The organism is Pseudomonas sp. (assembly GCF_026224925.1).
Lineage (GTDB): Bacteria > Pseudomonadota > Gammaproteobacteria > Pseudomonadales > Pseudomonadaceae > Aquipseudomonas.
On sequence record NZ_JAMFRV010000098.1, the window covers coordinates 1 to 3,686 of the forward strand.

2 protein-coding genes and 1 pseudogene are annotated in these 3,686 nt (G+C 57.6%); all 3 read right to left on the bottom strand.

What is annotated here, in order from left to right; all coding sequences use genetic code 11:
- Positions 1 to 968, bottom strand: a 968-nt coding sequence (locus tag M0974_RS04485) for a hypothetical protein (protein ID WP_297833327.1), incomplete at its 3' end; no start/stop codon positions are given.
- A 9-nt stretch (positions 969 to 977) separates the two neighbouring features.
- On the bottom strand, positions 978 to 3,422 hold the full coding sequence (locus tag M0974_RS04490) for a TonB-dependent siderophore receptor (RefSeq protein ID WP_297833329.1): 2,445 nt from the start codon (positions 3,420 to 3,422) through the stop codon (positions 978 to 980).
- 48 nt (positions 3,423 to 3,470) lie between these two features.
- Positions 3,471 to 3,686: pseudogene (locus M0974_RS04495) on the bottom strand (Fe2+-dicitrate sensor protein); the annotation flags it as partial.

Consider the following 3,686-nt stretch of genomic DNA (forward strand, 5'->3'; position numbering starts at 1 on the left):
ATAGCAAGCAGGTAGGCTTGGCCACGCTGTGCGTCGAATACCATATTGTGCGCCCATGGCCGCGAACCGATGGTCGCACTGACAGCGTACTGCCCCGCCGCGTCGCGCTCGACCACTGACAGGCTGGCGTCGGCGCCGCTGGGAATCAGTAACTGCTGACGTTTTGCATCATAAGCCATGGTGTTCACCGCACGGGTAATCGGCAGTGAGGCTTGCTGCGCACCGCTGGCCAAGTCCGCGATGATCAACGTTGGCGTATCGCCACGGCAAGCTATGAACAACCGTCCACCCGCTTCGTCAGCGGCCAGCGCACTGGGTTTGCTGCAATTGGGATATTGCCATTGCTGCAGGGTTGCCAGATCGGAACCACTCAACACCGCGACTTGATTTTCATCGCGCATAGGCACGATCAAATTGCCGTTGCCGAGCATGATCGGGCCGTCGAGTTTGAGCGCCGGTATGTCTCGCGAACCGGTAATGCTGTCAGTGCGCGGGTCAAGGAAATACAGCGTCGAGTGATCGCCGCGTCGGCCACTGGTGAAGATCACCCGGTCATTGCCGGCGTCATACACGGCGTTGTTCAAGTTGCCGGAATCCACTGGCACACGCTTGATCACCCGCAAACTATTTAGCGCGATAACGCCGACACTGCCATCCATGTTGGCGACGTAGGCACGGTCATGTTTAGGCACAAAGACCACGGTATTTGCGCCCGCAGAATTGACCAAGGTTTTGACGGCTTTCTGTTTCTGCACATCAAAGATTGTAAGGCCGTTTTCACGACGGGCGATAAACAGGTAAGGCCGCTTGGCCTCCAGCGCGCCGAACCCCCAACTATGACCTGAGCCTGGCAGCACGTTGGCGGCGGTAATGCGATACAGCAACGGCTCGGCGGCCTGAACCCACTGCGCTGCGCCAAGCTGAATAACGAGCGCGAGCCCTGCCAGCGCCTTGATTGGAATACTCATGACATCTCCTCAAAATTCCAACGTAGTGGACAGGATGAACTGCCGCGTATCACCTAACGAGATGAAGTAACGGTTAGCGCTAGAGGTGTAATAGGTTCGGTCGAACAGGTTCTTCACGTTCAACTGAACGTTAACCTTGTGCTCGTCAATGCGCGTGTCATAGGAAGCAAACGCATCAGCCACTGTATAAGAAGGCAGATCGAACGAATTGGCGGAATCGCCTGGCCGTTCGCCGACATAGTGAGCGCCGCCACCGGCGCGCAGTCGATCGCCACCACCAAGAATCGAACCGAAGTCATAGGCTGCGGCCAGGGAGGCCGTCTGTTTAGCGGTATTCCATAGCCGATTGCCCTTGTAGTCCGGGTCATCCGTAGTAATCGCGTCCAGCCAGGCATAACTGCCGATAAGGCTCCAGCGATCAGTCAGTTCGCCCGTGGCGTCCAACTCGACACCGCGTGACCGGGCGGCGCCTGAAGTGCGCCAATCGGTCAGCTTGGTGACGTCATTAAACGCCGAAACCAACACGTTTTTCTTCTTGATATCGAAGACGGCCAAGGTGCCGGAGATGCGCCCTGGCACGTCCAGCTTGATCCCCATTTCGTAGGACTTTGCTTCTTCGGGCAACACGCTTGAGTCAATTACCACGCCGGTGCTTAGTGGCGCGATAGTCGACGCCGGCTTAAGCGACTCGGTATAGCTGCCATAGAGGGAAACTTCGTCAGTGAGTTTGTAAACCAGCCCAACCCGGGGCAAGAATTTTTGCCCATTGATATTGGTATTGGCAGTAAACGGACGACCGCGACCGGCTATCTGGTCGTACATTTGATAACGAGCACCTGCTACCAAGATCCACTTATCGGTGAGATGAAATGCATCCTGAGCGAACAACGACGTGGTGCGCAGCTTGTCTGTCTGGTCACTGTCGCTGGCCGAAACGGTGCTGGACGGCGACTCCCGCCCGTACACCGGGTTCAGGTAATTGAAGGTGGACGTCGTGGCTTGGCGCAGCAGGTCGGCACGGAAAATCTTGCGTTTCTCGTTGTCCACGCCTAGCTGCAGATCATTCTGGAAGCCCGCAATATCGACAGTGCCTTCCAACGTGCCAATGGCAAAACTGTCTGTAGTGACCGAGCCATGAGTGGCATCGTTGCTGCGGCTCACTACGCCAGTGGTGGAGTTAATGGCTGTGGTGCGCACTTGGTTGGCGTCGTAGGTTTCACGGTTCCAGCTATAGCCCAAGTGCGCCTTCCAGTTGTCATTGAACTGATGATCAACCGACAACTGCGTCAGGTCCGAGCGCCCTTCCATGTTGTTGTACGGTTCATCCAGACGTTCCGAGCGCGATATGTTCAGCGGGTGATTGGTCTTCGGGTCGAGTGCGGTGCCCCGATCAAACGGCGCGAGGAATTCGCGGTGTTCATAGGACACCACCACTTGCGTCGTGTCGCCGTACCAAGCCAAAGACGGCGCGACCAAGGTTTCGCGGTGGGTGCCAAAGTTGCGCCAATAATCCTCGTCTTCATGGTCGACAATCAGCCGATACGCCAGGCCGCTGTCACCCAACGGGCCGGTGGTGTCCAGCGTGCCGCCGCTGCCATCCTTGTCGTGGGCATAGCCAGAGGCTCGTGCAGTGATCGCGTTGTAGCTTTCCAACGATGGACGCTTGCTGACCACGTTAATCACCCCGCCCGGGTCCATGATGCCGTACAGCAACGAACCCGGTCCCTTAAGCACTTCCACGCTGTCAGCGGTTGCACTCAAGCCCCTGCCCTGCACCAACGGCATACCGTTGTGCATGATCGAGCCGTCGCGATTGCCACCAAAGCCGCGCTTCATGAGCGTGTCTTGGGTGGAGGCCAACGTATTGCCCTGAGTGATGCCACTGACGTTGACCAGCGCGTCATCGAGGTTTCGTGGCTTCTGATCACGCAGCACCTGAGCCGTGACCACATTGACCACTTGCGGCACCTCGAGGCTGGATTTGTCACTGCGCAAGATTGAACTGGTGTTCCCCGGCTGGTAGCTGGTGCTGGACTCGCTGCTGGAGTTGATCTGAGTCGGGGCCAGCTCCATCGCATCGGCGACCACTAGAACGTACACGCCGTTGCCCTGTTTGACCGACGACACGCCGGTTCCCGCCAGCAACTGTGCCAAGCCCGCATCCACCCCATAGTCGCCTTCCAGGCTGCGGCCTACCTTGCCGTCGGTTAACTGAGCATTGCCCGCCAGTTCAATACCTGCGGCTTGAGCGAAACGTGCCAGTTGGGCCGTCAGGTCACCTTTGGGAATATGAAACTCATGGCTAGCGTTTTGCGCGGCCATGGCGTTCGACAATGAGGCGACGTCTAGCGCAAGGACCAGCGCCAGTGGCGACAGGCTGAAACGGCGATGAATCGGAAGGTTCGGAGGCATGCTGCTGATACCGCTCAAGTAAGAGAAAAGGTCTGCTTTCATCTACACCGAACGAGCGCATCAAAAAGGGAACTGACAATTGAAAATAATTTAAACGCGAGCTTCTAGCGTTACCCACCATGGCATCAGGCGGTTGACCCGCACCGGCAAGATGCCCACCAGCGAAGCCAAGGCGCGATCAGTGTCGCGAACTGAAAACGTCCCCACCACGCGCAGATTCGCCACCTGTGGATCGCAGCCCAAAACACCATGCCGATAGCGCCCCAGTTCAGTGACCAATTGCCCTAGCGGCACGCCCTCGGCGAC

What these genes read in the sequence shown, in the direction of transcription:
- M0974_RS04490 (WP_297833329.1), bottom strand. Translation starts at nt 3,422, where the DNA reads ATGAAAGCAGACCTTTTCTCTTACTTGAGCGGTATCAGCAGCATGCCT.